24 protein-coding genes and 1 tRNA gene are annotated in these 26,318 nt (G+C 62.9%); 14 read left to right on the forward strand and 11 right to left on the reverse strand.

From position 1 onward, the window contains the following. The first annotated feature begins 28 nt into the window (after nt 1–28). Nucleotides 29–2,056 carry an aldo/keto reductase gene (locus tag AC1DYW_RS05985; RefSeq protein WP_477225405.1) on the forward strand — a complete coding sequence of 676 codons (2,028 nt, stop codon included), beginning with the start codon at nt 29–31 and terminating at the stop codon, nt 2,054–2,056. A gap of 25 nt (nt 2,057–2,081) precedes the next feature. Here AC1DYW_RS05985 and AC1DYW_RS05990 read toward each other — a convergent pair whose 3' ends face one another. Further along, nucleotides 2,082–3,104, reverse strand: coding sequence for an AraC family ligand binding domain-containing protein (locus AC1DYW_RS05990; protein ID WP_477225406.1), 1,023 nt, complete (start codon nt 3,102–3,104; stop codon nt 2,082–2,084). Nucleotides 3,105–3,203: 99 nt separating this feature from the next. On the opposite strand from AC1DYW_RS05990, the gene melA (AC1DYW_RS05995) reads away from it, so the two are divergent. The 6 genes from melA (AC1DYW_RS05995) (at nt 3,204) to melA (AC1DYW_RS06020) (ending at nt 12,202) form a co-directional block, all read left to right on the forward strand. After that, nucleotides 3,204–4,670 (forward strand): alpha-galactosidase, encoded by a 1,467-nt coding sequence (gene melA / locus AC1DYW_RS05995; RefSeq protein WP_477225407.1) that lies wholly within the window; start codon nt 3,204–3,206, stop codon nt 4,668–4,670. Between the two features lie 119 nt (nt 4,671–4,789). Beyond that, a complete protein-coding gene (locus AC1DYW_RS06000; protein WP_477225408.1) occupies nt 4,790–6,871 on the forward strand; it encodes an ABC transporter substrate-binding protein in 2,082 nt (693 codons plus the stop codon). Nucleotides 6,872–6,986: 115 nt separating this feature from the next. Next, entirely contained in the window at nt 6,987–7,994 is a 1,008-nt protein-coding gene (locus AC1DYW_RS06005) for an ABC transporter permease (RefSeq protein ID WP_477225409.1), read from the forward strand. Next, the gene (locus tag AC1DYW_RS06010; protein ID WP_477225410.1) at nt 7,995–9,134 is read left to right on the forward strand and encodes an ABC transporter permease; all 1,140 of its coding nucleotides are present in this window, start codon (nt 7,995–7,997) and stop codon (nt 9,132–9,134) included. A gap of 10 nt (nt 9,135–9,144) precedes the next feature. Continuing rightward, nucleotides 9,145–10,812: an ABC transporter ATP-binding protein gene (locus AC1DYW_RS06015; protein ID WP_457151824.1), complete on the forward strand. Its 1,668-nt coding sequence runs from the start codon at nt 9,145–9,147 to the stop codon at nt 10,810–10,812. Between the two features lie 19 nt (nt 10,813–10,831). Then, on the forward strand, nt 10,832–12,202 hold the full coding sequence (melA, locus tag AC1DYW_RS06020) for an alpha-glucosidase/alpha-galactosidase (protein ID WP_457151823.1): 1,371 nt from the start codon (nt 10,832–10,834) through the stop codon (nt 12,200–12,202). 11 nt (nt 12,203–12,213) lie between these two features. Here melA (AC1DYW_RS06020) and yacG read toward each other — a convergent pair whose 3' ends face one another. The 9 genes from yacG to AC1DYW_RS06065 all read right to left on the reverse strand — a co-directional run bounded on the left by yacG (nt 12,214) and on the right by AC1DYW_RS06065 (nt 17,892). Then, nucleotides 12,214–12,411 carry a DNA gyrase inhibitor YacG gene (yacG, locus tag AC1DYW_RS06025; protein ID WP_095088647.1) on the reverse strand — a complete coding sequence of 66 codons (198 nt, stop codon included), beginning with the start codon at nt 12,409–12,411 and terminating at the stop codon, nt 12,214–12,216. Further along, nucleotides 12,408–13,037 carry a Maf-like protein gene (locus AC1DYW_RS06030; protein ID WP_457151822.1) on the reverse strand — a complete coding sequence of 210 codons (630 nt, stop codon included), beginning with the start codon at nt 13,035–13,037 and terminating at the stop codon, nt 12,408–12,410. The genes yacG and AC1DYW_RS06030 overlap by 4 nt, the downstream gene beginning before the upstream one ends. 21 nt (nt 13,038–13,058) lie before the next feature. Beyond that, nucleotides 13,059–13,277 (reverse strand): translation initiation factor IF-1, encoded by a 219-nt coding sequence (infA, locus tag AC1DYW_RS06035; protein WP_006200926.1) that lies wholly within the window; start codon nt 13,275–13,277, stop codon nt 13,059–13,061. A gap of 87 nt (nt 13,278–13,364) precedes the next feature. After that, a complete protein-coding gene (locus tag AC1DYW_RS06040; RefSeq protein WP_457151828.1) occupies nt 13,365–13,829 on the reverse strand; it encodes an arsenate-mycothiol transferase ArsC in 465 nt (154 codons plus the stop codon). Then, a complete protein-coding gene (locus tag AC1DYW_RS06045; protein WP_457151821.1) occupies nt 13,817–14,302 on the reverse strand; it encodes a UPF0262 family protein in 486 nt (161 codons plus the stop codon). The genes AC1DYW_RS06040 and AC1DYW_RS06045 overlap by 13 nt, the downstream gene beginning before the upstream one ends. 6 nt (nt 14,303–14,308) lie before the next feature. Beyond that, entirely contained in the window at nt 14,309–15,601 is a 1,293-nt protein-coding gene (gene hisD, locus AC1DYW_RS06050; RefSeq protein WP_477225411.1) for a histidinol dehydrogenase, read from the reverse strand. 7 nt (nt 15,602–15,608) lie between these two features. Next, entirely contained in the window at nt 15,609–16,043 is a 435-nt protein-coding gene (locus tag AC1DYW_RS06055; RefSeq protein WP_457151819.1) for a DUF2948 family protein, read from the reverse strand. Nucleotides 16,044–16,237: 194 nt separating this feature from the next. Continuing rightward, nucleotides 16,238–17,530, reverse strand: a complete 1,293-nt coding sequence (gene murA / locus AC1DYW_RS06060) for a UDP-N-acetylglucosamine 1-carboxyvinyltransferase (protein ID WP_477225412.1) — start codon at nt 17,528–17,530, stop codon at nt 16,238–16,240. A 128-nt stretch (nt 17,531–17,658) separates the two neighbouring features. After that, a complete protein-coding gene (locus AC1DYW_RS06065; protein ID WP_477225585.1) occupies nt 17,659–17,892 on the reverse strand; it encodes a hypothetical protein in 234 nt (77 codons plus the stop codon). A gap of 94 nt (nt 17,893–17,986) precedes the next feature. On the opposite strand from AC1DYW_RS06065, the gene AC1DYW_RS06070 reads away from it, so the two are divergent. From AC1DYW_RS06070 to AC1DYW_RS06100, 7 genes are all read left to right on the forward strand, one after another. After that, nucleotides 17,987–18,061, forward strand: a tRNA-Thr gene (locus AC1DYW_RS06070). Nucleotides 18,062–18,799: 738 nt separating this feature from the next. Continuing rightward, nucleotides 18,800–20,926, forward strand: coding sequence for an alpha/beta fold hydrolase (locus AC1DYW_RS06075; RefSeq protein ID WP_477225413.1), 2,127 nt, complete (start codon nt 18,800–18,802; stop codon nt 20,924–20,926). Between the two features lie 112 nt (nt 20,927–21,038). Then, nucleotides 21,039–21,332 carry a GYD domain-containing protein gene (locus AC1DYW_RS06080; protein WP_095088629.1) on the forward strand — a complete coding sequence of 98 codons (294 nt, stop codon included), beginning with the start codon at nt 21,039–21,041 and terminating at the stop codon, nt 21,330–21,332. 256 nt (nt 21,333–21,588) lie between these two features. Then, nucleotides 21,589–23,325, forward strand: coding sequence for an adenylate/guanylate cyclase domain-containing protein (locus tag AC1DYW_RS06085; protein ID WP_477225414.1), 1,737 nt, complete (start codon nt 21,589–21,591; stop codon nt 23,323–23,325). A 161-nt stretch (nt 23,326–23,486) separates the two neighbouring features. Continuing rightward, nucleotides 23,487–24,404 carry a ketopantoate reductase family protein gene (locus AC1DYW_RS06090; protein WP_477225415.1) on the forward strand — a complete coding sequence of 306 codons (918 nt, stop codon included), beginning with the start codon at nt 23,487–23,489 and terminating at the stop codon, nt 24,402–24,404. 33 nt (nt 24,405–24,437) lie between these two features. Then, a complete protein-coding gene (locus AC1DYW_RS06095) occupies nt 24,438–25,178 on the forward strand; it encodes a methyltransferase domain-containing protein (protein ID WP_477225416.1) in 741 nt (246 codons plus the stop codon). A 121-nt stretch (nt 25,179–25,299) separates the two neighbouring features. After that, entirely contained in the window at nt 25,300–25,989 is a 690-nt protein-coding gene (locus AC1DYW_RS06100; RefSeq protein ID WP_477225417.1) for a GNAT family N-acetyltransferase, read from the forward strand. Nucleotides 25,990–26,052: 63 nt separating this feature from the next. On the opposite strand, the gene AC1DYW_RS06105 is transcribed toward AC1DYW_RS06100, so the two are convergent. Next, nucleotides 26,053–26,262, reverse strand: coding sequence for a hypothetical protein (locus tag AC1DYW_RS06105; protein WP_095088617.1), 210 nt, complete (start codon nt 26,260–26,262; stop codon nt 26,053–26,055). Nucleotides 26,263–26,318 lie beyond the last annotated feature (56 nt).

Raw genomic sequence — 26,318 nt, forward strand, 5'->3', positions numbered from 1 at the left:
CCGGTTCCAGCCTTCAAGGAGAATGACAATGACTTCAACAACGCCCATTCGCTGGGGCATTCTCGGCCCGGGCAGCATCGCCCAGGCCTTTGCCGGTGGCGCGGCCGCTTCGCGCACCGGCAAGCTCGTTGCCATCGGCGCGCGCAATCCCGCCAAGCCGGGCCTCGCCGAAAGTTTTCCCGGCGCCCGCATCGTTGATGGCTACGATTCCTTGCTCGCCGATCCCGACATCGACGCCATTTACATCTCGATACCGCATCCCGGCCACGCGCAATGGGCGATCAGGGCGGCGGAAGTTGGCAAACACGTGCTTTGCGAAAAGCCGCTTGCGCTGACCGCCTTCGAGGCCGACGCCATGATCCATGCCGCGCGCAAGGCCGGCACCTTTCTTGGCGAAGCCTTCATGTACCGGTTGCATCCGCAGACGCTGAAGCTGGTGGAACTGATCAGATCGGGCGTCATCGGCGATATCAGGATGATCAAGTCGAGTTTCGGCTTTGCCATGCCTGGCTTCATGCCGGAGCATAGGCTCTATGCCAACGATCTTGCCGGCGGCGGCATTCTGGATGTCGGCGGCTATCCGGTCTCGATGGCGCGGCTGATTGCCGGGGCGGCGGCGGGCCTCCCCTTCGCCGAGCCGGACAAGGTGGTTGGTACGGCTTACCTTGGCCAGTCCGGTGTCGACGAATGGGCTTCGGCGGTGCTGCATTTCCCGGGCGGCATCATCGCCGAAGTTTCCTGCAGCATCTCGCTCAACCAGGACAATGTACTCAGAATCTTCGGCACCAGGGGCCGCATCGAGGTGCCGGACTTCTGGTTCGCCGGCGGCGACCGCAACGTCGGCCTCGGGCGGATCGACGTGATCGGATCCGATGGCGCGCGTGAGACCATCAGCGTCGACGAAAAGCGCCATGTCTATTCCTTCGAGGTCGACGCCGCCGGTGAGGCCATCCTCGCCGGGCGCCAGGAATTCGCCTGGCCGGGCATGGACTGGGCCGACAGTCTCGGCACCTTGCGCGTCCTCGACAGATGGCGGGCGGCGGCGGGCCTGGAATACGGGATCGAGAAGGCCCCGCAGCGCACCAACACCATCTCCGGCCGGCCTTTGCGCTCTGGCGGAACGGCGATCGCCAAGCGCACCATTCCGGGCCTATCGAAGCCGGCGTCGGTGGTGGCGCTCGGCTTCGAGGATTTCCGCACCTTTTCTTCCGGGTCGATCCTGCTCGATGCCTTTTTCGAGGCCGGCGGCAATCTCTTCGACACCGGCTATGTCTACGGCGGCGGTTACACCGAGGCGCTGCTTGGCGAGTGGCTGAAAAACCGCGGCGTGCGCGCGCAATCGGTGGTCATCGCCAAAGGCGCGCATTCGCCGCTCTGCTATCCCGATGTGATCGGCAAGCAGCTTGACCAGTCACTCGACCGCCTGCAAACCGACCATGTCGATGTCTATTTCATGCATCGCGACAATCCGGATGTGCCGGTCGGCGAATTCGTCGATGCGATGGATCGTGAGGTAAAAGCCGGCCGCATCCGCGGCCCGTTCGGCGGCTCGAACTGGACGATGGAACGCATGGACGAGGCTATTGCCTATGCCGAGCGGACCGGCAAACAGAAGCCCGGCGCATTGTCCAACAACTTCTCGCTGGCCGAAATGCTGGAGCCGATCTGGGCCGGCTGCGTGACCTCCTCGACCGATGCGTGGAAGACCTGGCTGGCCGCCCGGCAGATGCCGAACTTCGCCTGGTCGAGCCAGGGGCGCGGCTTCTTCACCGACCGCGCCGGGCGCGACAGGCACGACAATGAGGAACTGGTGCGGGTCTGGTACTCGGAGCGGAATTTCGGCCGCCGCGACCGGGCGATCGAACTTGCCGCGCGGCTGGGCAAGAGCCCGATCCATGTTGCACTGGCCTATGTGCTCAATCAGCCCTTCCCATCCATTCCGCTGATCGGGCCACGCACCCTGGGCGAGTTGGACGACAGCCTGCGCGCACTCGACATCACGCTTTCGCCGGCCGATCTCGAATGGCTGGATGGCGGCAGCCGGCACGCCGCCTGATGCATAATGAGAACCCAAAGCGGCGTCAGGTCTCATCGTCCGGCATCCTGGCGCCGCCTCTGGCCGGGGTTCTCATGCTGGCATACATGCCGGTGGTGCGGAATTGGCTGGGCGTGATGCCGTAGCAGCGGCGGAAGACCTTCGAAAAATAATTAGCGTCGTCGAAGCCGCACAGGATGGCGACTTCCTTCACCGGCAGGAAGTCCACCTTGGTCAGCAGCTTCGCCGCGCGTTGCAGGCGCTGCTGTAGCACGAACTCGGCGGGCGGCAGGCCTTCGCTCTCGGCGAAACAGCGTGAGAAATGGGCCCGGCTGAGGCCACTGATCTGGACCAGGTCCGCCACCTGCAGCGGCTTGTCGAGATTGGCACTGATGTGATCGATGACCGGCTGCATGGCACTCTGTTTTTCGGCAAAGGCATGCGAGCCGAAGACATCGTCATAGAGCGCCATCGCGGCTTCGTAGGCGACGGCCGAAGCAGCACCCGGCGAAGCGGCGCCCTTGATGAGGCGCAGGCTGCAATCGGCAAGATGGTCGATCGTTGCCGGCTGCAGCCGAAACACCGGACCCGACGTCCCGAGTATGGATTTGTGGATGCGCAGCGCCTCATCGCCGTTCATGGAAATCCAGAAATATTCCCAGCGTTCATCCTTGGCCAGCCAGTAGCGGTGGTTGTGCGGCACCAGCACCAGCAACGTGTCGTTCTTCTGCAGGCGGTAGTTCCGGTTCTCATAGCGCAGCCGGCCGGTCCCGCTGATCGTGTGCTGGAGCACGGTGAACGGTGTCTGGCCGCGCTTGCGGCCGTCCCAGTCGTAGATCTCGTCCTCGCGCACTTCATAGCCCGTGCTCGTCGGCATGGCGTGCAGGCGCTGGCGGCCGCGCGGCAGCGAGATCGTGCGCATGGACTGTCCGTGGGCTATCAAATCCTGCAGCACAAAATTACCCTTCAAAGCACAATCCTTCTCTGGTCGCGCTCGTGAATAAGCGCATAATCCCCTTCGAAAAGCGAGAGAGATCCGCAGTCGAGGAGCGGACAGGGAGGTTGGCATGGCCGGATTCCGGCGTGTCCTGCACACATGTCATGGCATGTGGCGGAGCCTTCCCTTGTCGTTCCTTGCCTGCCATTCGAACGAAATGAGGTCCGGCAGATGAGTTTCAAAATCGCTATCATTGGTGCCGGCAGCGTTGGATTCACCAAGAAGCTGTTCACCGATATTCTGTGCGTGCCCGAATTCACCGATATCGAATTCGCGCTGACCGACGTCAGCGCGCACAATCTTGAGATGATCAAGGCGATCCTCGACAGGATTGTCGAGGCAAACAGACTGCCGACCAAGGTGACGGCGACCACCGACCGCCGCAAGGCAATCGAAGGCGCACGCTATGTCATCAGCTGCGTGCGGGTCGGCGGCCTCGAAGCCTATGCCGACGATATCAGGATTCCCCTGAAATACGGCATCGACCAATGCGTCGGCGACACGATCTGCGCCGGTGGCATTCTCTATGGTCAGCGCAACATTCCGGTGATCCTGGATTTCTGCAAGGACATACGCGAGGTCGCCGAGACGAACGCCAAATTCCTGAACTACGCCAACCCGATGGCGATGAACACCTGGGCTGCGATCGAGTACGGCAAGGTCGACACCGTCGGGCTCTGCCACGGTGTCCAGCACGGCGCCGAGCAGATCGCCGAGGTGCTGGGCGCGAAGTCCAGGCAGGAGCTCGACTATGTCTGCTCCGGCATCAACCACCAGACTTGGTTCATCGATCTGCGCCTCAACGGCCGCGAGATCGGCAAGGACGAACTGGTCGCCGCCTTCGAGGCGCATCCGGTCTATTCCAGGCAGGAGAAGCTGCGCATAGATGTCTTGAAGCGCTTCGGTGTCTATTCGACCGAAAGCAACGGCCATCTTTCCGAATATCTGCCCTGGTACCGCAAACGCCCCGACGAGATCACGCGCTGGATCGATATGTCCGACTGGATCCACGGCGAGACGGGCGGCTATCTCCGCTACTCGACCGAAACCCGCAACTGGTTCGAAACGGAGTACCCGCAGTTCCTCGAAGCGGCATCACAGCCGATCGATCCCAAAAAACGCTCCAACGAGCATGCCAGTCACATCCTGGAGGCGCTGGAGACCAACCGCGTCTATCGCGGCCACTTCAACGTCAAGAACAATGGCGTGATCACCAACCTGCCGCAGGACGCCATCATCGAGTCGCCCGGTTTCGTCGACCGCTTCGGCATCAACATGGCCGCCGGCATCACCTTGCCGGAAGCCTGTGCGGCCACCTGCATCTCCTCGATCAACGTCCAGCGCATGTCGGTCCATGCCGCTATCGCCGGCGACATCGATCTGCTCAAGCTCGCCGTATTGCATGACCCGCTGGTCGGCGCGGTTTCAACCCCGGAGGAGGTCTGGCAGATGGTCGACGAAATGGTCGTCGCCCAGGCAGCCTGGCTGCCGCAATATGCCCACGCGGTTCCGGCCGCCAGGGCGCGGCTGTCGACATCCGGGGTCAAGACCCGCGAATGGGCCGGCGCGGCGCGGCGCAGCGTGCGCTCGATCGAGGAATTGCGCGCCGAAAAAGCCGCGCTGAAACAAGCCGGCTGAAATTTCATGCGGTGATGGTGGATCTACGGGAGGGGGATCCACTGCCACGAAGTCGTTTGGATTCGAGGAGAAGCGGAGCAGGTATAAAAGCTCCGGAACAAACAAGAGGGAGAGAGACCGTGAGGAATTTACGCAATATCAGTCTTGCCGCCGGACTGGCGCTGAGCGTCTCGGTTCCGGCACTCAACGCTTTCGCTTCAGAGCCGACAGTCCCGCCGGTGCCGGCGACTTTTCCCGCCGAGGGCAAGATCAAGTACGTCGCGCGTGACTCCATCCTGGAGTTCAAAGCCCTGCCGGAATATCATGAGCCGGATTGGGTGACCGAAAAATACGTCAAGACCGGCAAGCTGCCGCCGGTGAAGGACAGGCTGCCCAAGGAGCCGCTGGTCTTCAAGACGGCCAACATGCCTGACGGCGTGGGCGTCTATGGCGATACGATGCGCCATGTCATCGGCGGCCGGCCGGAAGGCTGGAACTATGGTGCCGGCCAGACGCAAGGCTGGGGCGGCATCGATATTGGCCTTTCCGAATGTCTGACGCGCACGGCGCCACTGTTCCAGGTCGAAGCCAAGGACACCGAGCCGCTGCCGAACCTTGCCAAAAGCTGGGATTGGTCGAAGGACGGGCACAAGCTGACCATGCATCTGATCGAGGGCGCCAAATGGTCTGATGGCGTGGCCTTCAACGCCGACGACGTCATGTTCTATTGGGATGACGAGGTGGTCGACCCGAACGTCTCGCCGCTCAATGGCGCGACGCCGGAAACCTTCGGCGTCGGCACGACGCTGAAGAAGATCGACGACTACACTGTCGAGTGGACCTTCAAGGACGCCTTTCCGAAACAGTACCTCTACGCCATGGCCTATGGTACCTTCTGCCCCGGCCCCGCGCACATATTGAAGCCGCAGCATCCGAAATATTCGAAGAACACCTACGACCAGTTCAAGAACGCCTTTCCGCCGGAATATATGAACATGCCGGTGATGGGCGCCTGGGTGCCGGTCGAATACCGGCCGGACGACATCATCGTCATGCGCCGCAACCCCTACTACTGGAAGGTCGACGAAAAGGGCAACCAGCTGCCCTATCTCAACGAACTGCAGTACAAGCTGTCGACCTGGGCCGACCGCGACGTCCAGGCGGTCGCCGGCTCGGGCGACTTCTCCAACCTCGAGCAGCCGGAAAACTTTGTCGCCTCGTTGAAGCGCGCCGCTGAAGCCAACGCGCCGGCACGGCTCGCCTTTGGTCCACGCCTTATCGGCTACAATCTGCGCCTGAACTATTCCGCCAATGGCTGGGGCAACCCGGACGAGCGCAGCCAGGCAGTCCGTGAGCTGAACCGCAATGAGGACTTCCGCAAGGCTGTCACCATGGCACTCGACCGCAAGGCACTGGGCGACTCCCTGGTCAAGGGGCCGTTCACCGCCATCTATCCCGGCGGCTTCTCCTCGGGCACAAGCTTCTATGACCGCAAGTCCACCGTCTACTTTCCATTCGACCTCGCGGGCGCCAAGGCCGAACTCGCCAAGGCCGGCCTCAAGGATACCGACGGCGACGGTTTCGTGAACTTCCCGGCTGGCACTGCCGGCGGTAAGAACGTCGAGATCGTAATGCTGGTCAACAACGACTACGGCACCGACAAAAGCCTTGCCGAAGGTGTCGTCGCGCAAATGGAAAAGCTGGGCTTGAGGGTCGTGCTGAACGGCCTGAACGGTACCCAGCGCGACGCCTCGCAATATTCCGGCCGTTTCGATTGGTTGATCCGGCGCAACGACCAGGAACTGACCTCGGTTGTGCAGAACACCGAACAGCTTGCGCCTGTCGGCCCCAAAACCAGCTGGAATCACCGTGCGCCGGAAAGCGGCGAGGTCGACCTGATGCCTTTCGAAAAAGACCTCGTCGACATCGTCAACAAGTTCGTCGCGTCAGAGGACAACGACAAGCGCGCCAGCCTGATGAAAGAGTTCCAGAAGATCTCGACCGAACACGTCTACAATGTCGGCCTAACGGAATATCCCGGCGCGCTGATCGTCAACAAGCGCTTCTCGAACATTCCGCAGGGCACGCCGATCTTCATGTTCAACTGGGCCGAGGATTCGATCGTCCGAGAACGCGTCTTCGTCGCGGCCGACAAGCAGGCGAAATACGAATTGTTCCCGCAGGAGCTCCCGGGCAAGCCCGGAGACAAGGGTCCGATGTAAGTTTACCTCCCCTGACCAAGAGAGACCCGGCCGCGCCGCTGGCGCGGCCGGGGCAAACCAACCTCCGAACGACCCTCAATGGGAGCGTCCGGCGAAATGAGAAAGCCGACCGTCCATGCTGCGATTCCTGCTTATGCGCATAGCGTCGGCAATACCGGTCCTCGCAATCTTGAGCCTCGTCACCTTCGCCATCATCCAGGCGCCACCTGGTGACTATGCCGACTACATCCGTTCGCAGCTGATCAACCAGGGCGGCGCGTCCTTCGCCGAGGCCGACGCGCAGGCCCAGGCCTACCGCGTCGAACACGGCCTCGATAAGCCGCTGCCCGTCCAGTATCTCAACTGGATCGGCGGAATCATTACTCGCGGCGATTTCGGCTACAGCCTCTACTACAACAAGCCGGTGGCCGATGTCGTCGGCGAGCGCCTGCCGAGAACGCTGCTCCTGGCGCTGGTCTGCCATCTGCTCGCCTCGGTGCTGGGCATCACGTTCGGCATATGGGCGGCGACAAGGCAATACACGTGGATCGACTCGACGCTCTCGGCCATCGCCTTCCTCGGCATGACCGTGCCGCGCTTCCTGATGGCGCTGATCATCGTCTATCTCCTCGTCTTCCAGTTCAACCTGTCGGAGATCGGCTCATTCTTCTCGCCGCAATATGGCGGCGCGCCATGGTCTTGGGCGAAGTTCGTCGACCTGGTCAAGCATGTCTGGCCGGTGGTTGCGATCGCCACTTTCGGCGGCCTCGCCTACAATATGCGCGTCATGCGCGGCAATCTGCTGGATACGCTTAACGCGCAATATGTCGAGACGGCGAGAGCCAAGGGCCTGACCGGTAGCGCCGTCGTTTTGCGGCACGCCGTGCCCAATGCGCTGCATCCACTCGTCATGTATCAGGGTGTGGTGTTGCCCTACATGCTCACCGGCGAGATCGAGACGGCGATCATCTTCGCGCTGCCGACCGTCGGCCCGGCGATCGTCGGTTCGATGGCGGTCGGTGATGTCTATGTCACTGCCACCTTCATGATGGTGCTGTCGGCGACACTGATCGTCGGCAACATCATCGCCGACATGCTGCTCGTCCTGCTCGACCCGCGCATCCGCCAATACGGAGAGAGCTAGATGCTGGCCCGCGATCCATCACCTCCAACGCAGCCGGCGGAAGGACCTACCGTCGCCAAACCGGCGCGCGGCAATGAGAGCTATATCGCGCTCGTCTGGCGTCGGTTGAAGCGCTCCTGGACCGGCATGGCCGGGCTTGGGCTCGTCGTTCTGTTGCTGGTGATGGCCGTGTTCGCCGAATTCCTGGCGCCGATGGACCCGAAGGCGACCGATGTCGGCTTCGCTCCGCCGCAACTGCCCTCCTTCCACGACAAGGACGGCAATTTCGTCGCGCGGCCACGGGTCTATGCGCTGGCCGATTCGGCCGACCTCGATCCGGTCACCTTCCAGCCCGTTGTCGGCCCCGACTACGACCATCCGAGACTGCTTGGCTTCTTTGTCGAAGGCGCGCCCTACAAGCTCTTCGGGCTGGTCCCGGCGGGCCGGCATTTCTTCGCCTCGATGGACGGCCAGCCGGTGCATTTCCTCGGTACCGACAAGTTCGGCCGCGATATCCTGTCGCGCGCCATACATGGTTCGCGCGTCTCGCTGATGATCGCGCTGACGGTCGTCTTCATCATCACCGTCATCGGCACCACCGTGGGCATGGTTTCCGGCTATTTCGGCGGCCGGTTCGATATCTGGATGCAGCGCTTCGTCGAACTGGTGCTCGCCTTCCCGCAGCTGCCGCTCTATCTTGCGCTGACGACGCTGATCCCCGTCACCGCGCCGACCAATGTCTTCCTCGCCTTTGTCATTGTCGTCATGTCGGCGCTGGGCTGGGCGCAGATGTCGCGCGAGGTGCGTGGCAAGACGTTGGCGCTGGCGCGCATCGAGTATGTGCGCGCCGCAATGGCGGTCGGCGCCACCGACCGGCGCATCATCCTGCAGCACATCTTGCCCAATGTGATGAGCCACGTGATTGTCGCCGTCACCTTGGCGATCCCGACGGTGGTGCTGCTCGAATGCTTCCTCGGGTTCCTCGGCTTTGCGGTCAAGCCTCCGCTGATCTCGTGGGGCCTGATGCTGCAGGACACCGCGACCTATTCCGTTATCGGCACCTATCCCTGGATCCTGTCGCCGGTCGGTTTCGTGCTCGTCACCGTTTTTGCCTTCAACGCGCTGGGCGACGGCCTGCGCGATGCCGTCGATCCGTATTGAGGTGGCTGGGATGACCGTCGCACTCGCCGAATCCTTCGCCCCCACCGTTCGTCATGACCATGACGGGCGCCAGGACCAGCCCATCATCGACGCCCGCAACATCGAGGTCGCCTTCAAGGTCGAGCACGGCGTTGTCGAAGCGGTCAAAGACATCTCGTTCCAGCTCTATCGCGGCGAGACGATCGCCATCGTCGGCGAATCCGGTTCGGGCAAGTCGGTGACGGCGCGCGCCGTCATGGGGCTGCTGTCGCGCCGGGCCGCCGTGTCGCCGAAATCGAGCATCTGTTACGATGGCCAGGACATCCTGAAATTCCCCGAGAGCGAGCGGCGCAAGCTGCGCGGCAACCGCATCTCGATGATCTTCCAGGAGCCGATGAGCTCGCTCAACCCGATCTATACGGTCGGCAGCCAGATCGTCGAGGCGATCCGGGTGCACCGCAAGGTGAGCCGCAGGCAGGCCTGGGCACGGGCGCTCGAACTCTTGCGGCATGTCCAGATCCCCGAGCCGGAGGCGCGGCTCAAACAGTATCCGCACCAGCTTTCGGGCGGTCAGCGGCAGCGCGTAATGATCGCCATGGCGCTGGCCAACGATCCTGACGTGTTGATTGCCGATGAGCCGACCACCGCGCTCGACGTCACCGTCCAGGCGCAAATCCTGAACCTGATCCGCAATCTGCAAAAAGAACTGCGGATGGCGGTGATCCTGATCACTCACGATCTCACCGTGGTGCGCAAATTCTCCGACTATGTCTACGTCATGCAGCATGGCGCGATGTGCGAGCACAACGTCACCGAACGGCTGTTTGCGGACCCACAGCATCCCTACACGCAGAGGCTGCTCGCCGCGGAGCCGCGCGGGCGTCCGCAACCGCTTCCCGAGGGCAGCGGCGCCATCCTCGAAGCGAATGATGTGCGCGTCTGCTTCATGCTGCGTCACGGCAGTTTCCTGAGGCCGGACTGGCGCGAGCTGGTCGCCGTCGACGATCTCGGCCTCAAGCTTTGCCGCCATGAGACGCTGGGGCTTGTCGGCGAATCAGGTTCCGGCAAGACCACATTCGGCCAGGCGCTGCTGAGATTGATCGACACCAAGCGCGGCGAAATCCGTTTCGACGGCCAACCGATCCAGGGCCTGTCACGCAACGAGATGCGGCCACTGCGCGCGCGCATGCAGATCGTTTTCCAGGATCCTTTCTCTTCGCTCAATCCGCGCATGACGATCGGCCAGATCATCGAGGAAGGGCTGGTCGTCAACAGCATAGGCGCGACGCGGGCCGAGCGGGTCGACCGGGTGCGCGAGGCGCTGGTCAGTGCCGGCATGCCGGGCGATATCCTGTCGCGTTTCCCGCACGAATTCTCGGGCGGTCAGCGCCAGCGCGTCGCGATCGCCCGCGCCATCGCGCTCGAGCCCGAATTCATCCTGCTCGACGAGCCCACCTCGGCGCTGGACCTCTCCGTCCAGGCGCAGATCATCGACCTCCTGCGCAAGCTGCAGGACGAGCGGGGCTTGAGCTACCTGTTCATCTCGCACGACCTCAAGGTGGTGCGCGCGCTGTGCCACCGCGTCATCGTCATGCAGCACGGCAAGATCGTCGAACAGGGCCCCGTCGACGAGGTCCTCACCAATCCCAAGACCGCCTACACCGAACGGCTCGTCAGGGCCGCTTTCGATGTGGCTTGAACATATGCCGGAGGTTAGCGTGGCAAGAAATCCCAAGATCACATTCATCGGCGCCGGCTCGACGGTGTTCATGAAGAACATTGTCGGCGACGTGCTGCAGCGGCCGTCGCTTTCGGGCGCGACGATCGCGCTGATGGACATCAATCCGCAGCGGCTCGAAGAGAGCGCGATCGTCGTCAACAAGCTGATCGCGACGCTCGGCGTCAAGGCGAAGGCAGAGACGCATTCCGACCAGCGCAAGGCACTGGCGGGCGCCGACTTCGTCGTCGTCGCCTTCCAGATCGGCGGCTATGAGCCCTGCACGGTCACCGACTTCGAAGTGCCGAAGAAATACGGCCTGCGCCAGACGATCGCCGACACGCTCGGCGTCGGCGGCATCATGCGCGGCTTGAGGACCGTGCCGCATCTGTGGAAGATCTGCGAGGACATGCTCGCCGTCTGCCCGCAGGCAATCATGCTGCAATACGTCAACCCGATGGCGATCAACACCTGGGCGATATCAGAGAAATATCCTGAGATCAGGCAGGTCGGCCTCTGCCATTCGGTGCAGGGCACGGCAATGGAGCTGGCGCACGATCTCGACCTTCCCTACGAAGAGATCCGCTATCGCTCGGCCGGCATCAACCACATGGCCTTTTATCTGAAATTCGAGCATCGCCAGCCCGACGGTTCCTACCGCGACCTCTATCCCGATCTCGTGCGCGCCTATCGCGAAGGCCGCGCGCCCAAGCCCGGCTGGAATCCGCGCTGCCCCAACAAGGTGCGCTACGAGATGCTGACGCGGCTAGGCTATTTCGTCACCGAAAGCTCGGAGCATTTCGCCGAATACACGCCCTATTTCATCAAGGAAGGCCGCCCCGATTTGATCGAGAAATACGGCATTCCGCTCGACGAATATCCCAAACGCTGCATCGAGCAGATCGAGCGCTGGAAAGACCAGGCGCAGGCCTACCGCTCGGCCCAACGCATCGAGGTCGAGGAGTCGAAGGAGTATGCCTCGTCGATCATGAACTCGGTGTGGACGGGCGAACCCTCGGTGATCTACGGCAATGTCCGCAACAATGGCTGCATCACTTCGCTCCCCCGCGATTGCGCCGCCGAAGTGCCGTGCCTGGTCGACGCCTCCGGCATCCAGCCGACTTACATCGGCGACCTGCCGACGCAATTGACGGCGCTGATCCGCACCAACATCAACGTGCAGGAACTGACGGTGCGGGCGCTGATGAGCGAGAACCGCGAGCACATCTACCATGCGGCGATGATGGATCCGCACACCGCAGCCGAGCTCGATCTCGACCAGATCTGGTCACTGGTCGATGATCTCCTCGCCGCCCACGGCGACTGGCTGCCGGCCTGGGCGCGTGTGGGGCGCAAGAACGAGGCCGCCTGAACGCACGGGTCTCACTTCGGCTCGTCGGCGTCCGTTTCTTCCTCGTCGTCGCGGGCGGAGATGACATAGGCGCCCTTCAGCCAGCGGTTGAGGTCGATGTCCTTGCAGCGCGTCGAGCAGAACGGATAGGTTTCGCGCGCCGAGGGCTTGCCGCATTCGGGGCAGGGGCGCTTTGGCCGCAGCGGCGTGACCTTGTCGTCCAGGCTCACAGCCGGGCTCCCACCTGCCAGCCGCGATGCACCTTGAAGCCTTCGCCGGAAAGCAGCGCCACCGTCTCATAGAGCGGCAGGCCGACGATGTTGGTGTAGGAGCCGACCAGCTTGACGACGAAGGCGCCGGCGAGACCCTGGACGGCATAGCCGCCGGCCTTGCCGCGCCATTCACCCGAGGCCACGTAGGCGTCGATTTCCTCGCGCGGCAGCCGCTTGAAGCGCACCCGCGTCTCGACCAGTCGCTGGCGCAATTTGCCGCCCGGCGTGATCAGGCAGATGCCGGAATAGACCCGGTGCGAACGGCCCGACAGCAGCCCGAGGCAATTGGCGGCGTCGTCGAGGGTTTCAGCCTTGGGCAGGATGCGCCGCCCGACGGCGACCACCGTATCGGCGGCCAGCACGAAGCCAGGCGCATAGTCGGCCTCGGCCGTCAGCGAGGCGAACGCCTTCTCGGCCTTTTCCTTCGACAGCCGCTTGGCCAGAGAGCGCGGGTGCTCGGCGCGCAGCGGCGTCTCGTCGACATCGGCCGGCAGCACGCGGTCCGGCTCGATGCCGGCCTGCTGCAAGAGCTCGATCCGGCGCGGCGAACCCGAGGCAAGCACCAGCTTCTGCAAAATGCTCATCGCGGACCAGTCGGGCTTTGCTTACTTGAAACGATAGGTGATGCGGCCCTTGGTCAGGTCGTATGGCGTCATCTCGACCAGAACCTTGTCGCCGGTCAGCACGCGGATGCGGTTCTTGCGCATGCGGCCGGCTGTATGGGCGATGATCTCGTGTTCGTTTTCGAGTTTCACCCTGAACATCGCGTTGGGCAACAATTCCGTCACGACACCCGGAAACTCGAGGACTTCTTCCTTCGGCATTCGATACCTTTGCTTGGATGGTAGTTCCAGCGCCCTGGCCGGAATTTCGGCGGAACCTATATGATAAACGCCCGCTTGTGAACACGCTTAATCCGTCTCGGTTTTTGCTTCTGGAAGCAAAAAACGCCGACCTATGCGCGCTTTCAGCCGCTCGCGTACGTCGCGATAGCTGGCCATGATCTGCTCGCGCGTGCCGGCGGCGTCGGTCGGGTCCGGCGTCGGCCAGTATTCGACCTCTACGGCGAGCGAGCGGGTGAGTTCGAGTGCGGCATGGTGCGCTTCTGGCGCCAGCGTGACGATGAGGTCGAAATAGTCGTCTTCGAGATCGTCCATCGTCCTTGGGTGACGCTCGCCCAGCGACAGTCCTTCCTCGGCCAGCACCGCATCGACGAACGGATCGCGCTCGCCGGCGCGAACGCCGGCCGAGGCGACGAAGACAGTGGCCGGCAGCGCCCTCCGCGCCAGCTGTTCGGCCATTGGCGAGCGCACGGCGTTCATGCCGCACAGGAACAGGATCGAGCGGGGCAGGGCAGCCAGGGCTAGCCCCGCCAGTGCAGCACGCAGACCAGCGTGAACAGCCGGCGCGCCGTATCGAAATCGATGTCGATCTTGCCGGCCAGCCGGTCCATCAGCGTTTGCGAGCCCTCATTGTGCAGACCGCGGCGGCCCATATCGATCGCCTCGATATGGCTCGGCGTCGAGGAGCGGATGGCGTCGTAATAGCTTTCGCAGATCATGTAGTAATCCTTGACGATGCGCCTGAGCGGCGTCAGCGACAGGATGTGGGTGACGACGGCAGCCCCGTCCTCGCGCGCCACGGCAAAGACCAGGCGCTGCTCGGCCAGTGACAGTTTCAGCCGGTAGGGGCCGGCGCCGTTGTCATTGACGGGTTGAAAACTGTTCTCCTCGATCAGGTCGAAGATCGCCACCGCACGCTCATGCTCGACATCGGGCGTCGAACGGCCGATCGATTCATCGAGTTCGACATCGATCAGCCTGGCGCGGGTTTGATCGGAGTCCGACATGGCGGCCTACATGTTCAGCCGTATGGCGACGGAGCGGCCGTGCGCATCGAGGCCTTCCGCCTTGGCGAGCGCAATCGCCGCCGGCGCCAAAATCCGCAACTGCTCCGGTCCGAGCTTCAGGATCGAGGTGCGCTTGACGAAGTCGAGCACGGACAAGCCCGACGAGAAGCGCGCCGAGCGTGCCGTCGGCAGCACGTGGTTGGAGCCGCCGACATAGTCGCCGATGGCCTCCGGCGTGTGGCGGCCGAGAAACACGGCACCGGCATTGCGCATCCGCGCCAGAAACCCTTCGGCATCGTCTATGGCAAGTTCGACATGTTCTGCGGCGATGCGGTCGACCAGCGGCAGCGCGGCGTCGATCGTGACGACCTCGACCACCGCGCCGAAATCGCGCCAGCTCGCCGCTGCCGTCTCGGCGCGCGGCAGGCTCTGCAACTGGCGTTCCACGGCCTTTTCGACGGCACGACCGAAGGCCGGATCGTCGGTGACCAGGATCGACTGCGCCGACGCATCGTGCTCGGCCTGGGCTAGCAGGTCGGCGGCGATCCAGTCCGGATCGTTGCTGCCGTCGGCCACGACGAGCACTTCCGAGGGCCCGGCGATCATGTCGATGCCGACGGTGCCGAACACCTGGCGCTTGGCCGCAGCGACATAGGCATTGCCGGGACCGACGATCTTGGCCACGGGCTTGATCGTTTCGGTTCCGTAGGCAAGGGCGGCGATCGCTTGGGCGCCGCCGACGCGATAAATCTCCGACACGCCAGCGATATCAGCCGCCACCAGCACCAGCGGGTTGATGATGCCGCCTGGCGCCGGCACGACCATGACGATGCGTTCGACGCCCGCCACCCCAGCCGGTATGGCGTTCATCAGCACCGAGCTTGGATAGCTCGCCGTGCCGCCCGGCACATAGAGCCCGACTGCCTCAATCGCCGTCCAGCGCGAGCCGAGCTCGACGCCGGCGGCGTCCGTATAGCGATCATCCCTGGGCCGCTGTCGCTCATGATGCGACCGGATACGGTCGCGCGCGAATTCCAGCGCCTCGATCGTCTTAGGGTCGGCGGCCTTGTAAGCCCGTGCGATGTCGTCCTTCGAAACGGCAATGCCGAGACGTCCGAGGTCGGCGTGGTCGAATTTCCTGGTGTAGTCGATCAGCGCTGCGTCGCCCTCGGCGTGCACGCGCGCGATGATGTCGCGCACCGCGGCATCGACATCGGCCGACACCTCTCGCTTGGTCAAAAGGAAGGCGGCGAAACGCTGCTCGAAATCGGCATCGGACTGACGAAGCGTGATGGCCATCGGACGCTCAAGCCTTGTGGACGGGACGCGAGGTGGCTTCCCACGCGCCGCCGATGTCGGCAAGGCGGGCCTCGATGCACTCGACATCGAGCATGATGGTGCCGCCGCCCGAAAAGATCAGCTCGACGATACCGGCCGGCTTGCTGATCTCGATGAAACTGACCGCCAAAAGCGACAGGACCTCGGCCGGCTTGTCTCGGGCAATGCCATTGGTCTTGGCGCCGAGCACGCGGTCGAAATGCAGCACGGCCTGCCGCCGCTCATTGTGCTGGCGAAACAGGCTGGATTTGGCCTCCCACACAAAGCGGTTCATGGTCAGCACGAAACGCTTGGCCGAAGGCAGGAATTCGAGGTCCGAGACCTTCATCACGGCATCCTGGACATGGGCCGAAACGATGCTCAGATCCTGGTCGTCGAGTGCGATAAGCTTAAGGGCGGTCATGCGGGTTTCGCACCTGAAGGTTGATTGTTCAGCCTTCTGTTAGAGCATGATCCCGAAAAGTGGAAACCGGTTTTCGCAAAAGATCATGCTCAGACAGGAATCTGGAGCCTCATCTCGACCTTAATCGAAATGAAACAGGCTCCAGGCGGGTCTTTCCCGTCCGCGCAACCGCGCCGCGAGGCCTGGCGATTGGCCTACGCGGAAATCCTCTCGATCACCGCGCCGCAATTGGAAAGCTTTTCCTCCAGCCGCTCGAAGCCGCGGTCGAGATGGTAGACACGGTTGACCGTGGTCTCGCCTTCGGCTGCCAGGCCTGCGATGACCAGCGACACGGAGGCGCGAAGATCGGTCGCCATGACCGGCGCGCCCTTCAGCTTCGGCACGCCGTCGACGATCGCCGTCTGGCCCGAAAGCGTGATGTGGGCGCCGAGCCGGGCCAGCTCCTGCACATGCATGAAGCGATTTTCGAAGATCGTCTCGGTGATGCGCGACTTGCCCTTGGCCATGGTCATCAGGCCCATGAACTGCGCCTGCAGATCGGTCGGGAAGGCCGGGAATGGCGCCGTCGTCACGTCGACCGGCGAAATGCCGGCGCCGTTGCGCCTGACGCGAATGCCGGAATTGGTCGGCGTGATCTCGGCGCCGGTCTGCGAAATCACGTCGAGTGCGGTCTGCAGCAGCTCCGGTCGGGCGCCTTCGAGCACCACGTCGCCGCCGGTCATGGCCACGGCCATGGCATAGGTGCCGGTCTCGATGCGGTCGGGGATGACGCGCACGCGGGCGCCCGACAGCGATTCGACGCCATCGATGGTGATGGTTGGCGTGCCGGCGCCGGAAATCTTCGCGCCCATGGCATTGAGGCACTCGGCGAGGTTGACGATCTCGGGCTCGCAGGCGGCGTTTTCAAGCACCGTCTCGCCCTTGGCCAGCGACGCCGCCATCATCAGGACGTGGGTGGCGCCGACCGAGACCTTAGGGAAGACGTAGCGGTTGCCGACGAGGCGACCATTCCGGGTCTTGGCGATGACGTAGCCGGTGTCGACGTCGATATCGGCGCCCAGCACCTGCAGGCCTTCGAGGAAAAGATCGACTGGGCGCGTGCCGATGGCGCAACCGCCCGGCAGCGACACCTTGGCCTCGCCCATGCGCGCCAGCAGCGGGCCGATCACCCAGAACGACGCCCGCATCTTCGACACAAGCTCATAAGGGGCCGTGGTGTCGACGATGTTGCGGGCCGAGAAATTGATGGTGCGCGAATAGCCCTCATTCTGCTTCTCGCGGCGGCCATTGACCGAATAGTCGACGCCGTGATTGCCGAGGATGCGGATCAGCTGCTCGACATCGGCCAGATGCGGCACGTTTTCCAGCGTCAGCGTGTCGTCGGTCAGGAGCGAGGCGATCATCAGGGGCAGCGCCGCGTTTTTGGCGCCCGAGATCGGAATGCTTCCGGCAAGCTTGTTGCCGCCGACAATTCTGATGCGATCCATGGAAGAACGTCCCTCTCGGCCAAAAAAGCCGGTTCAATCGGTTGAGTATCGGCCCCTCTAGACCATTGGCCGGCCTGGTTCAAGAAATAGGATTTCGTCCACCCCGGGCCAAGAGTGGCCGATTTGAGTTAATCTTTTTGCATTTCCTTCGCCGAGCCGAGCCCGTCCGGTCGTTGGTCGGCTTCGCCGGTGCGGCGCGAGCGCGACTGCGCCTTGCGCTTCTGCAGATTGGCGCGCAATTGCTCCGCGAGCCGGTCCTTGCGGTTCGTGCTGCCCTTTTTCACTGGAATTGTCTTGTCGTTCATTGTCCCGCGACCAACCAGCCCGCTATTCAGGGATAGCCAACATTGTGGCGCCGCCATGTCATCAAAAGCGATCCGGCAAAGGCTTTCACAGAAGCGTTGCACTTGGCCTTGCGCTTGCCGGTTCGATATGGCAGAAGCCCCGCCATCGGCGGCTGCGGTAGCTCAGTGGTAGAGCACTCCCTTGGTAAGGGAGAGGTCGAGAGTTCAATCCTCTCTCGCAGCACCAGTCCGTCCCGTTGAAATCGCTGAAGCCATTGGCGCGCTACGCGTTCTGTCCATTCTGACGTTACAAATGACGTCACAAGACGGAATCGAGACGGCCGCTGTCCACCAGGCTTGTGATCCCCAAGGACCTTCGGCCCTTTATGGAGTGCAGGACAGGGGCTGCGAACACGCCTTAGGCCTGGCTACAGGACCGCTCTGAAGGCATTGCCAGGCGCTGTCGCTGCTCATCATCATGAGTGCGTTGTTGCGCGGGTCCGGCGTGGGATCTCTGGACCACTGAATGATGCTGACCCGGTTAGCGACGGTGAGTTCTCGGCGCTCCGACGGGAGCGACCAAGCGCCTGAGAAAGTCCCTCCCGGCATCTGCTATCAGCACACATGCGCGGATCGTCGCGGTCCGAAGGTCGAACGAGCGGACCATGGATTCTCGGCCAGCCCGCTGTTTCTCAAGATAGCGCGCGAGTGCAATTTCGTGGCGTTGCGGCGCAACCGCATTCAACAGCCGCGGGTTCTGCCCGGCATCATCATGCCAGATGGGCCACTCATTCGGGTGCAGCATAGCATCCTCCTCCTGAGACAGGGCTGCCTCGTCCGGGCAATCTCGTCCCCCGCCCGTGAGAATTGCGTTGGAACCAGCGTGATGGATGCGTGAAAAGCGTCACGCCGGCAAAATCGCGGTTGAAATAGGGGCAGGTAGGGGAAATGATTGCCGGTGGGAGCTATGGCTGTGGCGGATTCGATGACGCATCTCTGTCTGCTCGGTGGTTTCGATTTTGCCAGCGATGCAGCGACGGTTCCGCTCCTCGGCCGCAAGGCGCGTGCCATGATAGCTTACCTGGCCCTCCAGTCCGGACGCTCGCAATCGCGCGAGAAACTCGCTTCCCTTTTGTGGGGCTGCAACAGCGAGTCCCAGGCCCGGACGAACCTGCGGCAGGCCTTGTCTGCCGTCAGGAAGGCCACGCACGCATCAGGGGGCGGGAGGTTCCTCACCGAGGGCGACACCATCAGCCTCAATCTCGACGATCTCGATTTCGATGTCGCGCGGTTCGAGGCGCTGGCTGCTGGCTCCGCCCCCGAGCAGCTCGAGCAGGCGCTTGCTGTCTATCGTGGCGACCTCCTCGATGGCTTCGATCTCAAGGAGGAGCCGTTCGAAGACTGGCTGAGGTTCGAGCGCGAGCGATTGAGGGCAATCTCCATAGCTGTGCTGGAGAAACTCGTCGCACACCATTCCGCGACAAGCGATCTTGCATCATGCGTGCGGGCGGCGACGCGCTTGCTGGCTTTTGAACCCCTGCGGGAAGACATTCACCGCGCCTTGATGCGGGCCTATGCAGCCCAGGGTCGCGTCAACCTCGCCCTGAAGCAATATGAGCGCTGCCGCGATGCCCTGCAGCGACAGCTCGACTTGCGGCCCGAGCCCGAAACCCGAAAGCTGTATGACGACCTTCGGGCGCGCCGCATCACGCCGGACTTGGCTTTTCCAGCGCCCGGAGTTTCACCTTCGCAACAGACGCGATCGCAAGCCGATAGGCGTCCGGATTTGTCAGGTCAGCCCATCAGCCCGCCGACGCACTACGTCAAGTCGGCGGGGATCAACATCGCTTATCAGGTGACCGGCGACGGGCCGATCGACCTGGTCTATGTGCCTGGATGGGTCTCCAACCTCGATCTTTCCTGGTCATCGCCGCGCCTGGCGCATGTGCTCCGGCGCCTCGGCAGCTTCTGCCGCCTGATCCGCATGGACAAGCGCGGCACGGGGCTGTCCGACCGCAATGTCGGTCTGCCGACGATGGAAGAGCGGATGGAAGACGTGCGGGCAGTGCTGGATGCGGTCGGTTCGAAGCGTACGGTTCTGTTCGGCAGCTCCGAGGGCGGCCCCATGTGCATGCTGTTCGCGGCGACCTATCCCGAGCGCACGGCGGCGCTCGTGCTCAACGGAGCCTATGCCAGCGGCAGATGGTCGAAGGATTATCCCTGGGCGAGAACAAGCGAGCAGGTGGAACAAGATCTAACAGTCGTCGAGAGAGAGTGGGGAGAGCCGGCGGACATGAGCAACGCCGCGCCCAGCCTGATGAACGACAGTTTCGAGAGAGAATGGTTCGCCGCCTACCTCAGGAATTCAGCCTCTCCCGCCGACGCCATAGCGCTCTGGCGCTGGGGAACCGAAATCGACGTTCGCGACATTCTGCCGGCCATTCACGTTCCCACGCTCATCGCTCAGACGACGGGCGACCGCTGGGTAAAGCGGGAAGAAGGACGCTACCTGGCAACGCATATCGAAGGTGCCCGATACATCGAGCTTGCCGGCCGGGACCACGTGATCTGGGGGGAGAATTCCGATCGCCTCGTGGACGAGATCCAGGCTTTTGTCACCGGCGCTTTGCCGGCGGTGCCGGGCAAGCGGCTCCTGGTGTCGGTGCTGTCCGTAGAGATAGAAGGCCCTTCCTCTGGTGCGGGCACGGATCTGATTGAGCGACACGCCGAAGAGATCCGTAGCGATCTGCTCGGCGCCGAAGGCAGGCGGATCAGACGCACGGCAAGCGGATTTGTCGCCGTGTTCCAAGGCCCGACGCGATCGATCCAGTGCGCGATCGCGATCCGTCAACGCCTGAAGCAATCCGGTCTCGATGTCCGCTCGGCAGTCCATACCGGCGAATGCGAGGAGCGCGGCGATGATTTCACCGGGATGGCGATCGAGCTGTCATCGCGGCTGCTCGATCATGCGCGGCCAGGCGAGATCATTGCCTCGCGGACGGTTCGTGATCTCGTGGTCGGCTCCGGCCTGATGTTTGAAGAGCGCGGCGATACGGAACTTGCCGGGCTTCCCGGGAGCTTGCAGCTTTTCTCCGTCGGTGGGCCAGCCTGACGGCGATGATCCTTGACGCAAGTGGTTCGCGCACCTGACTCGTGGTATCGTCGTTGCGGGAGACGGCGGACGCGCCGTGAGTGCCCGCCCGCTCCCACAATGGGAGGAAAAAATGGCTTACTACGTATTGCTCTCAAATTTCACAGATCAAGGTATCAGGAGCATAAAGGATACCCAGAAACGCGCGGAGGCCTTCAAGGCGATGGCCAGCAAGAACGGCATCAAGGTTCACACCTTGTTGTGGACGCTTGGCCAGCATGATGTCGTGGCGATTGCAGAAGCCGACGACGACATTGCTGCGACCGCACTAGCCTTGTCGATCGCATCGCTAGGTAACATCAGAACCCAGACATTGAGGGCGTTCGACGCCGCGGATATGGCCAAGATAATGGCAAAGATGGCCTGACCGCCACTCTGCCGTGAACGGGCGATCGAAGCCCGCTGGCGAGGGGAGCGGCGGCCTCGCTCATATCCTTGAAGCGAAAACCCTGGGACGAGGCCAGGGTTTTTTATGAGTGCGGTTCAACTCGATATTTTGGTCAAATCGCAACCTTAGCCAGCCGCATAGCGGCTACCTTGAAGCCATTGCCGTTCGGATTGCGGGTCGTACTTGAAGCTGCGAAGATTGGGCGTTCGCTTAGCGATGTACTGGAAGGCATCTTATGCCAGTTGTTCGGGTGGAGCGGCGGCTCGCTGCGATCATGGCCGCCGACATAGTGGCCTATTCACGCCTGATCGAAGCAGATGAGGCCCGTACACTCGCGTTGATCAGGACCCTTCGCTCCCAAGTGGTAGACCCGCTGATCGCAGACCATAGGGGCCGTGTTGCCAAATTGATGGGCGACGGCGCAATCGTTGAGTTTGGCTCCGTTGTTGAGGCCGTGGCCTGTGCCGTCGCAATGCAGGAAGGGACGGCGGAGCATCAGCGGGAGGTCCCGCCCGAGAGCCGCATAGTGTTCCGCATCGGCATCAACGTCGGTGACGTTGTCGTGGAGGACGGCGACCTGCTCGGGGATGGCGTCAACATCGCGGCACGGCTTGAGGCACTGGCGGAGCCTGGGGGCATTTGCATTGCCGATGCGGCGCAGAAGCAGCTGGCCGGCAAGACTGACTTCGCCTTTGAAGACACCGGCGAGCGCAAGCTGAAGAACATCGCGCAGCCGGTCCGCGTTTGGTGCTGGTCCAAGGGATCGGCACCGCCTGCCGCCGGTGCGCCGCTATCCTTGCCCGACAGACCCTCAATCGCAGTGCTTCCGTTCGACAATCTGAGCGGGCAGCCGGAGGAGACCTACTTCAGCGACGGCATCACCGAAGACATCGTCACCGGGCTGACGCACTTCCGCTCGCTGTTCGTGATTGCCCGCAACTCCTCCTTCGCCTTTCGCGGCAAGTCGATCGACCTTGCCGAGATCGGCCGGCGGCTTGGGGTGTCCTATCTTCTCGAAGGCAGCGTGCGGCGCGCCGGAGCGCGCGTGCGGATCACTGCGCAGCTCATCGAGGCGGCGACCGGCGCGCATCTTTGGGCCGAACGCTATGACCGCGGCCTCGACGACGTCTTCGCGGTGCAGGACGAAGTTGCGCAGACCATTGTGTCGACGCTGGTTGGGCGAATTGAAGATGCGAGACTTCAGCAATCGCTCCGGAAGCCGACAACCAGCCTTGCCGCCTACGACTGCCTGCTGCGGGGCATGGCCCACTTTCGGAGTGACACGGATGCCAATCGGCAAGCGCTTGAGATGTTCGAGAAGGCGGTGGCCCTCGACGCGCGGTATGCCGTGGCGCATTCGTATCGTGCATTCGTGAAGGTGGCACAGAACGGTCACGCCGCCGCACCGGCCGAGGTGCTGGACGCGGCGTTCAACGAGGCAAAGCACGCGATCGCACTCGACCCTCTGGAGAGCCGCTGCCACCGCATACTGTCGACCATCTGTCTCTACCGTCGTGAATACGACATGGCCGAGCAACATCTCCGCCGGGCATTCGACCTCAATCCCAATGATGCAGACGGACTGATCATGAAGGGCCGCTTGCTGGCCTTTCGTGGCAGGCCGGAAGAAGGACTGGTTTGCTTGGAAGCTGCTGGTCGCCTGAACCCACTACACTTTCGCTGGTACGATGTTCACTTCGGCATCGCCCTTTATTCGCTTCGGCGCTTTGCAGAGGCCGCTCAGGCGTTCAAAAAAATGCCCCTGCCAAGCTCGTGGTCGAGTGCACGGCTGGCGGCCTGCTACGCCCAGCTCGAACGGACCGAAGCGGCACAGGCAGCAGTGGCGGAGGTGCTGCGCCTGCAGCCTGATTTCTCTACGGCTGAATACATGCGCGACAGCGTCCTCCTTGAACACGCCGAAGACCGGGAGCTTCTCCGTGAAGGGCTCATCAAGGCCGGATTGCCGGCGTGACGGGCGGTGAAGTAGCCGAGGACCCGTCGTGATCGCTTGCCGTCGCACTCGAACCCCGTCGGCTGGCCTTGTATTCAAGTAAATGCTAATAGACATAGGGCCGGCGGATGCCGTTCCAGCTTCGCTCGGCCCATGGCGGCAGCTGATGTCGAGGGGGACGCATGCGGATCGCAATGATCGGGGCGGGCGGCATCGGCGGCTATCTCGGCGCAAGGCTCGCCGAGGCGGGGGGCGACGTCAGCTTCATCGCTCGAGGTGCCCACTTGCAGGCAATGCGCCGGGACGGCCTGCGAATTCAAAGCGAAATCGGCAACGTCATTCTCCCCAATGTGTCCGCGAGCGACGCGCCGGCCGACATCGGTCCCGTCGATCTCGTGATTTTCGCGGTCAAGCTCTACGACAGCGAGAAGGCCGCCGCCGCGCTCGGACCGCTCATCGGCAGGAATACGCGTGTCGTGACGTTGCAGAACGGCATCGACAGCGTCGAGATCCTAGGCCGCCATGTTCCCGGCGACCAGGTGATTGGCGGCGCCACCTACTTGTCCGCATTCATCAAACAGCCGGGAGAAGTCGTCCACGCTGGCGGGCTGCGTCACATCCTGGTCGGCGGGCACCGCGAGCCTCTCATCAAGGACCTTCAGGCGCTCTGCGATCGTGCTGTTGGGCTTGAGCTGAAGCCGGTTGCCGACATCGACAATGTGCTGTGGGAGAAGTTCGTGACACTCGCGGCCTTTTCCGGAGGGACGTCGCTCATGCGCTCCGGGATCGGTCCGATCCTCGACGACCCCGAGGCTCGTATCTTCATCGAGCAACTGCGCGACGAGGGGATGGCGGTCGCGGCCGCGGCCGGTCATCCCATGGCCGAGGGGTTCGAAGGGCGCGTTGTGACCAGATGGACCGCATTCCCACCGCACGTAAAATCGTCGATGGCCAACGACCTCGAAAGGGGCAAGCCAATCGAGGTCGCCTGGCTGTCCGGGCGCATGCACGAATTGGGCATCAGGTTCGGTGTTGCGACCCCCGGCCACACGGCGGTCTTCCGCGCCCTGCATCTCTACGCAGCGGGTGCAGCTCAGTAGCGGCGCCCCGTCAACGTTCCTTGGGAGGATATCATGGCCAGTTCGTCGAGCGAGAGCATGCCGGTGGCGACCGTTAACGAGGCTACCGGCCCCCAGGACATGTTCAACAAGGAGCTGGAGACGTACCGCAGGATCGTGGCCGCAAACCTCATGTTCCACCGCGAGGTCTACGGGCTCCTGCGCGATCTGCTCGTTGAGCATGCACCAGGGTCGTTTCGATTCCTGGACGTGGCGTGCGGCGATGCCGCTGCCTCCGCCGCGATGCTGAAGACGTCCGCGATCGGCGGCTATGTCGGCATCGACCTGTCGGAAGCGTCGCTAGCGCTTGCCGCTCGCGCGCTCGAAGGGCTCCCATGCCCGGTCGAGCTGCGCTGCGGCGACTTCGCGCAAGCGATGGCGAACTGGTCGGAACCCGTCGACGTAATCTGGATCGGCATGTCGCTGCACCATCTAGCGACCGAGGGCAAGGCGAAGCTGATGCGGCACGCCCGCAGGGCCTTGGGCGGCGTGGGCCAGTTCGTCATCTGGGAGCCGGCCCTGTTCGAGGGAGAAGATCGCGCCGCCTGGCTCGCCCGCTTCTCGTTGCTGCGAGACAAATGGTCGGCCGTTTCCGACGAGGAATTCGCTTCCATGGAACGGCATATGCTTCTGGCCGATTTCCCTGAAACCGCCGACACTTGGCTCGGCATGGGGCGGGATGCCGGGTTTCGCCGCGCCGAGGAGATCTTCATGATGCCGAACAGAATGGGCAGGGTATTCCGCTACTGGAACTAGAGCAGTTCACCGTTTCACGGAAACGGCGAACGGCTCTAACTCTTTGTTTTCACGCAATTCCGGACGGAAAACCGTTTCACACTTTTCCTGGAATTGCTCTAGCCAGCGCATCGGGGCGACCATGTCATCAGATCTGAAACCGGGTGAGATCCCGCCGGGCGACGCTCCGGTTCCCGCGGCCGTCGTGCTGGTCGGTCGCTCGGGTCGCCTGCGCCCGCTCGACGCCGGGCGCGACGCATCCTGTCTCTACCCGCTGTCGCATGACGAGCACACCAATGCCACCTGGGTCGACATGAAGGTTGGCCCGTTCGCCAGCGAGCAATGCTTCGCCGACCACGTCGCCGAACTGGTGGCCGACAAGAAACGTGCCTTCTTTGCCGTCGCTGGCCTCGACGACAAGCCGCTGGGGTGGCTCTGTCTGATGGAGGCGAGACCCACCCATCATGTCGTCGAACTCGGCTATGTGCTCTACACGCCGCCGCTGCAACGCACACGGCTCGCCACCGAGGCGCTCTACCTGATCCTGCGCCATGTCTTCGACGATCTTGGCTACCGGCGCCTCGAATGGACCTGCACCTCGACCAACCTGCGCTCGCGCAAGGCGGCCGATCGGCTCGGCTTCGTCTATGAGGGCACGCTGCGCCAGGGCCTGTTCCTGAAGGGCAAACCTTGCGACATCTGTGTCTATTCGATGCTTTCCAGCGAATGGCCGGACCATCGCTCAGCTTTTGAGGCCTGGCTTGATCCCGGAAATTTCGACGCCGGGCGGCAGCTTCGCTCGGTTGCCGAGATCAGGAGCGGCCTTGATTAGCATGATCCAGAGGTCAATCCTCAGTCGCAGCACCAGTCAATCCCTTGAAATCACAGTGCCGCGTCACCGACCAAGCGGCTGCCGTGACAAGGCGAGGAGCTCGGCCTCGTCCGTGATTCCGGCCATATAGTTGGCGATGATGCGGGAGGCCAGCGCTTCTCGGCTGGCATCAGAGTCGCCCTCACGCTTTGCCTGGTCGAAGACACGCCCAAGAAGTCCCATCTCGGACGGCGTGAAGTTGCCCGCCTCTTTGAGTTTGCGATTGATGGACATGCCGCCTCCCTTCCTTTCGAAAAGTATACGCGCATCTCACGCAAAAAGGACGGACT

It is taken from the genome of Mesorhizobium sp. P2_D5 (assembly GCF_056404355.1).

Bases quoted from the DNA above. Each gene is read 5' to 3' on its own strand.
- AC1DYW_RS06100 (WP_477225417.1), top strand. From the start codon at position 25,300: ATGTCATCAGATCTGAAACCGGGTGAGATCCCGCCGGGCGACGCTCCG.
- AC1DYW_RS06080 (WP_095088629.1), top strand. From the start codon at position 21,039: ATGGCTTACTACGTATTGCTCTCAAATTTCACAGATCAAGGTATCAGG.
- murA (WP_477225412.1), bottom strand. From the start codon at position 17,530: ATGGATCGCATCAGAATTGTCGGCGGCAACAAGCTTGCCGGAAGCATT.
- hisD (WP_477225411.1), bottom strand. From the start codon at position 15,601: ATGGCCATCACGCTTCGTCAGTCCGATGCCGATTTCGAGCAGCGTTTC.
- AC1DYW_RS06085 (WP_477225414.1), top strand. From the start codon at position 21,589: ATGCCAGTTGTTCGGGTGGAGCGGCGGCTCGCTGCGATCATGGCCGCC.
- AC1DYW_RS06005 (WP_477225409.1), top strand. From the start codon at position 6,987: ATGCTGCGATTCCTGCTTATGCGCATAGCGTCGGCAATACCGGTCCTC.
- AC1DYW_RS05990 (WP_477225406.1), bottom strand. From the start codon at position 3,104: ATGCCAACCTCCCTGTCCGCTCCTCGACTGCGGATCTCTCTCGCTTTT.
- AC1DYW_RS06010 (WP_477225410.1), top strand. From the start codon at position 7,995: ATGCTGGCCCGCGATCCATCACCTCCAACGCAGCCGGCGGAAGGACCT.
- AC1DYW_RS06065 (WP_477225585.1), bottom strand. From the start codon at position 17,892: ATGGCGGCGCCACAATGTTGGCTATCCCTGAATAGCGGGCTGGTTGGT.
- AC1DYW_RS06055 (WP_457151819.1), bottom strand. From the start codon at position 16,043: ATGACCGCCCTTAAGCTTATCGCACTCGACGACCAGGATCTGAGCATC.
- AC1DYW_RS06075 (WP_477225413.1), top strand. From the start codon at position 18,800: ATGACGCATCTCTGTCTGCTCGGTGGTTTCGATTTTGCCAGCGATGCA.
- AC1DYW_RS05985 (WP_477225405.1), top strand. From the start codon at position 29: ATGACTTCAACAACGCCCATTCGCTGGGGCATTCTCGGCCCGGGCAGC.
- infA (WP_006200926.1), bottom strand. From the start codon at position 13,277: ATGCCGAAGGAAGAAGTCCTCGAGTTTCCGGGTGTCGTGACGGAATTG.
- AC1DYW_RS06090 (WP_477225415.1), top strand. From the start codon at position 23,487: ATGCGGATCGCAATGATCGGGGCGGGCGGCATCGGCGGCTATCTCGGC.
- melA (WP_477225407.1), top strand. From the start codon at position 3,204: ATGAGTTTCAAAATCGCTATCATTGGTGCCGGCAGCGTTGGATTCACC.
- AC1DYW_RS06095 (WP_477225416.1), top strand. From the start codon at position 24,438: ATGGCCAGTTCGTCGAGCGAGAGCATGCCGGTGGCGACCGTTAACGAG.
- AC1DYW_RS06045 (WP_457151821.1), bottom strand. From the start codon at position 14,302: ATGTCGGACTCCGATCAAACCCGCGCCAGGCTGATCGATGTCGAACTC.
- AC1DYW_RS06105 (WP_095088617.1), bottom strand. From the start codon at position 26,262: ATGTCCATCAATCGCAAACTCAAAGAGGCGGGCAACTTCACGCCGTCC.
- AC1DYW_RS06030 (WP_457151822.1), bottom strand. From the start codon at position 13,037: ATGAGCATTTTGCAGAAGCTGGTGCTTGCCTCGGGTTCGCCGCGCCGG.
- AC1DYW_RS06015 (WP_457151824.1), top strand. From the start codon at position 9,145: ATGACCGTCGCACTCGCCGAATCCTTCGCCCCCACCGTTCGTCATGAC.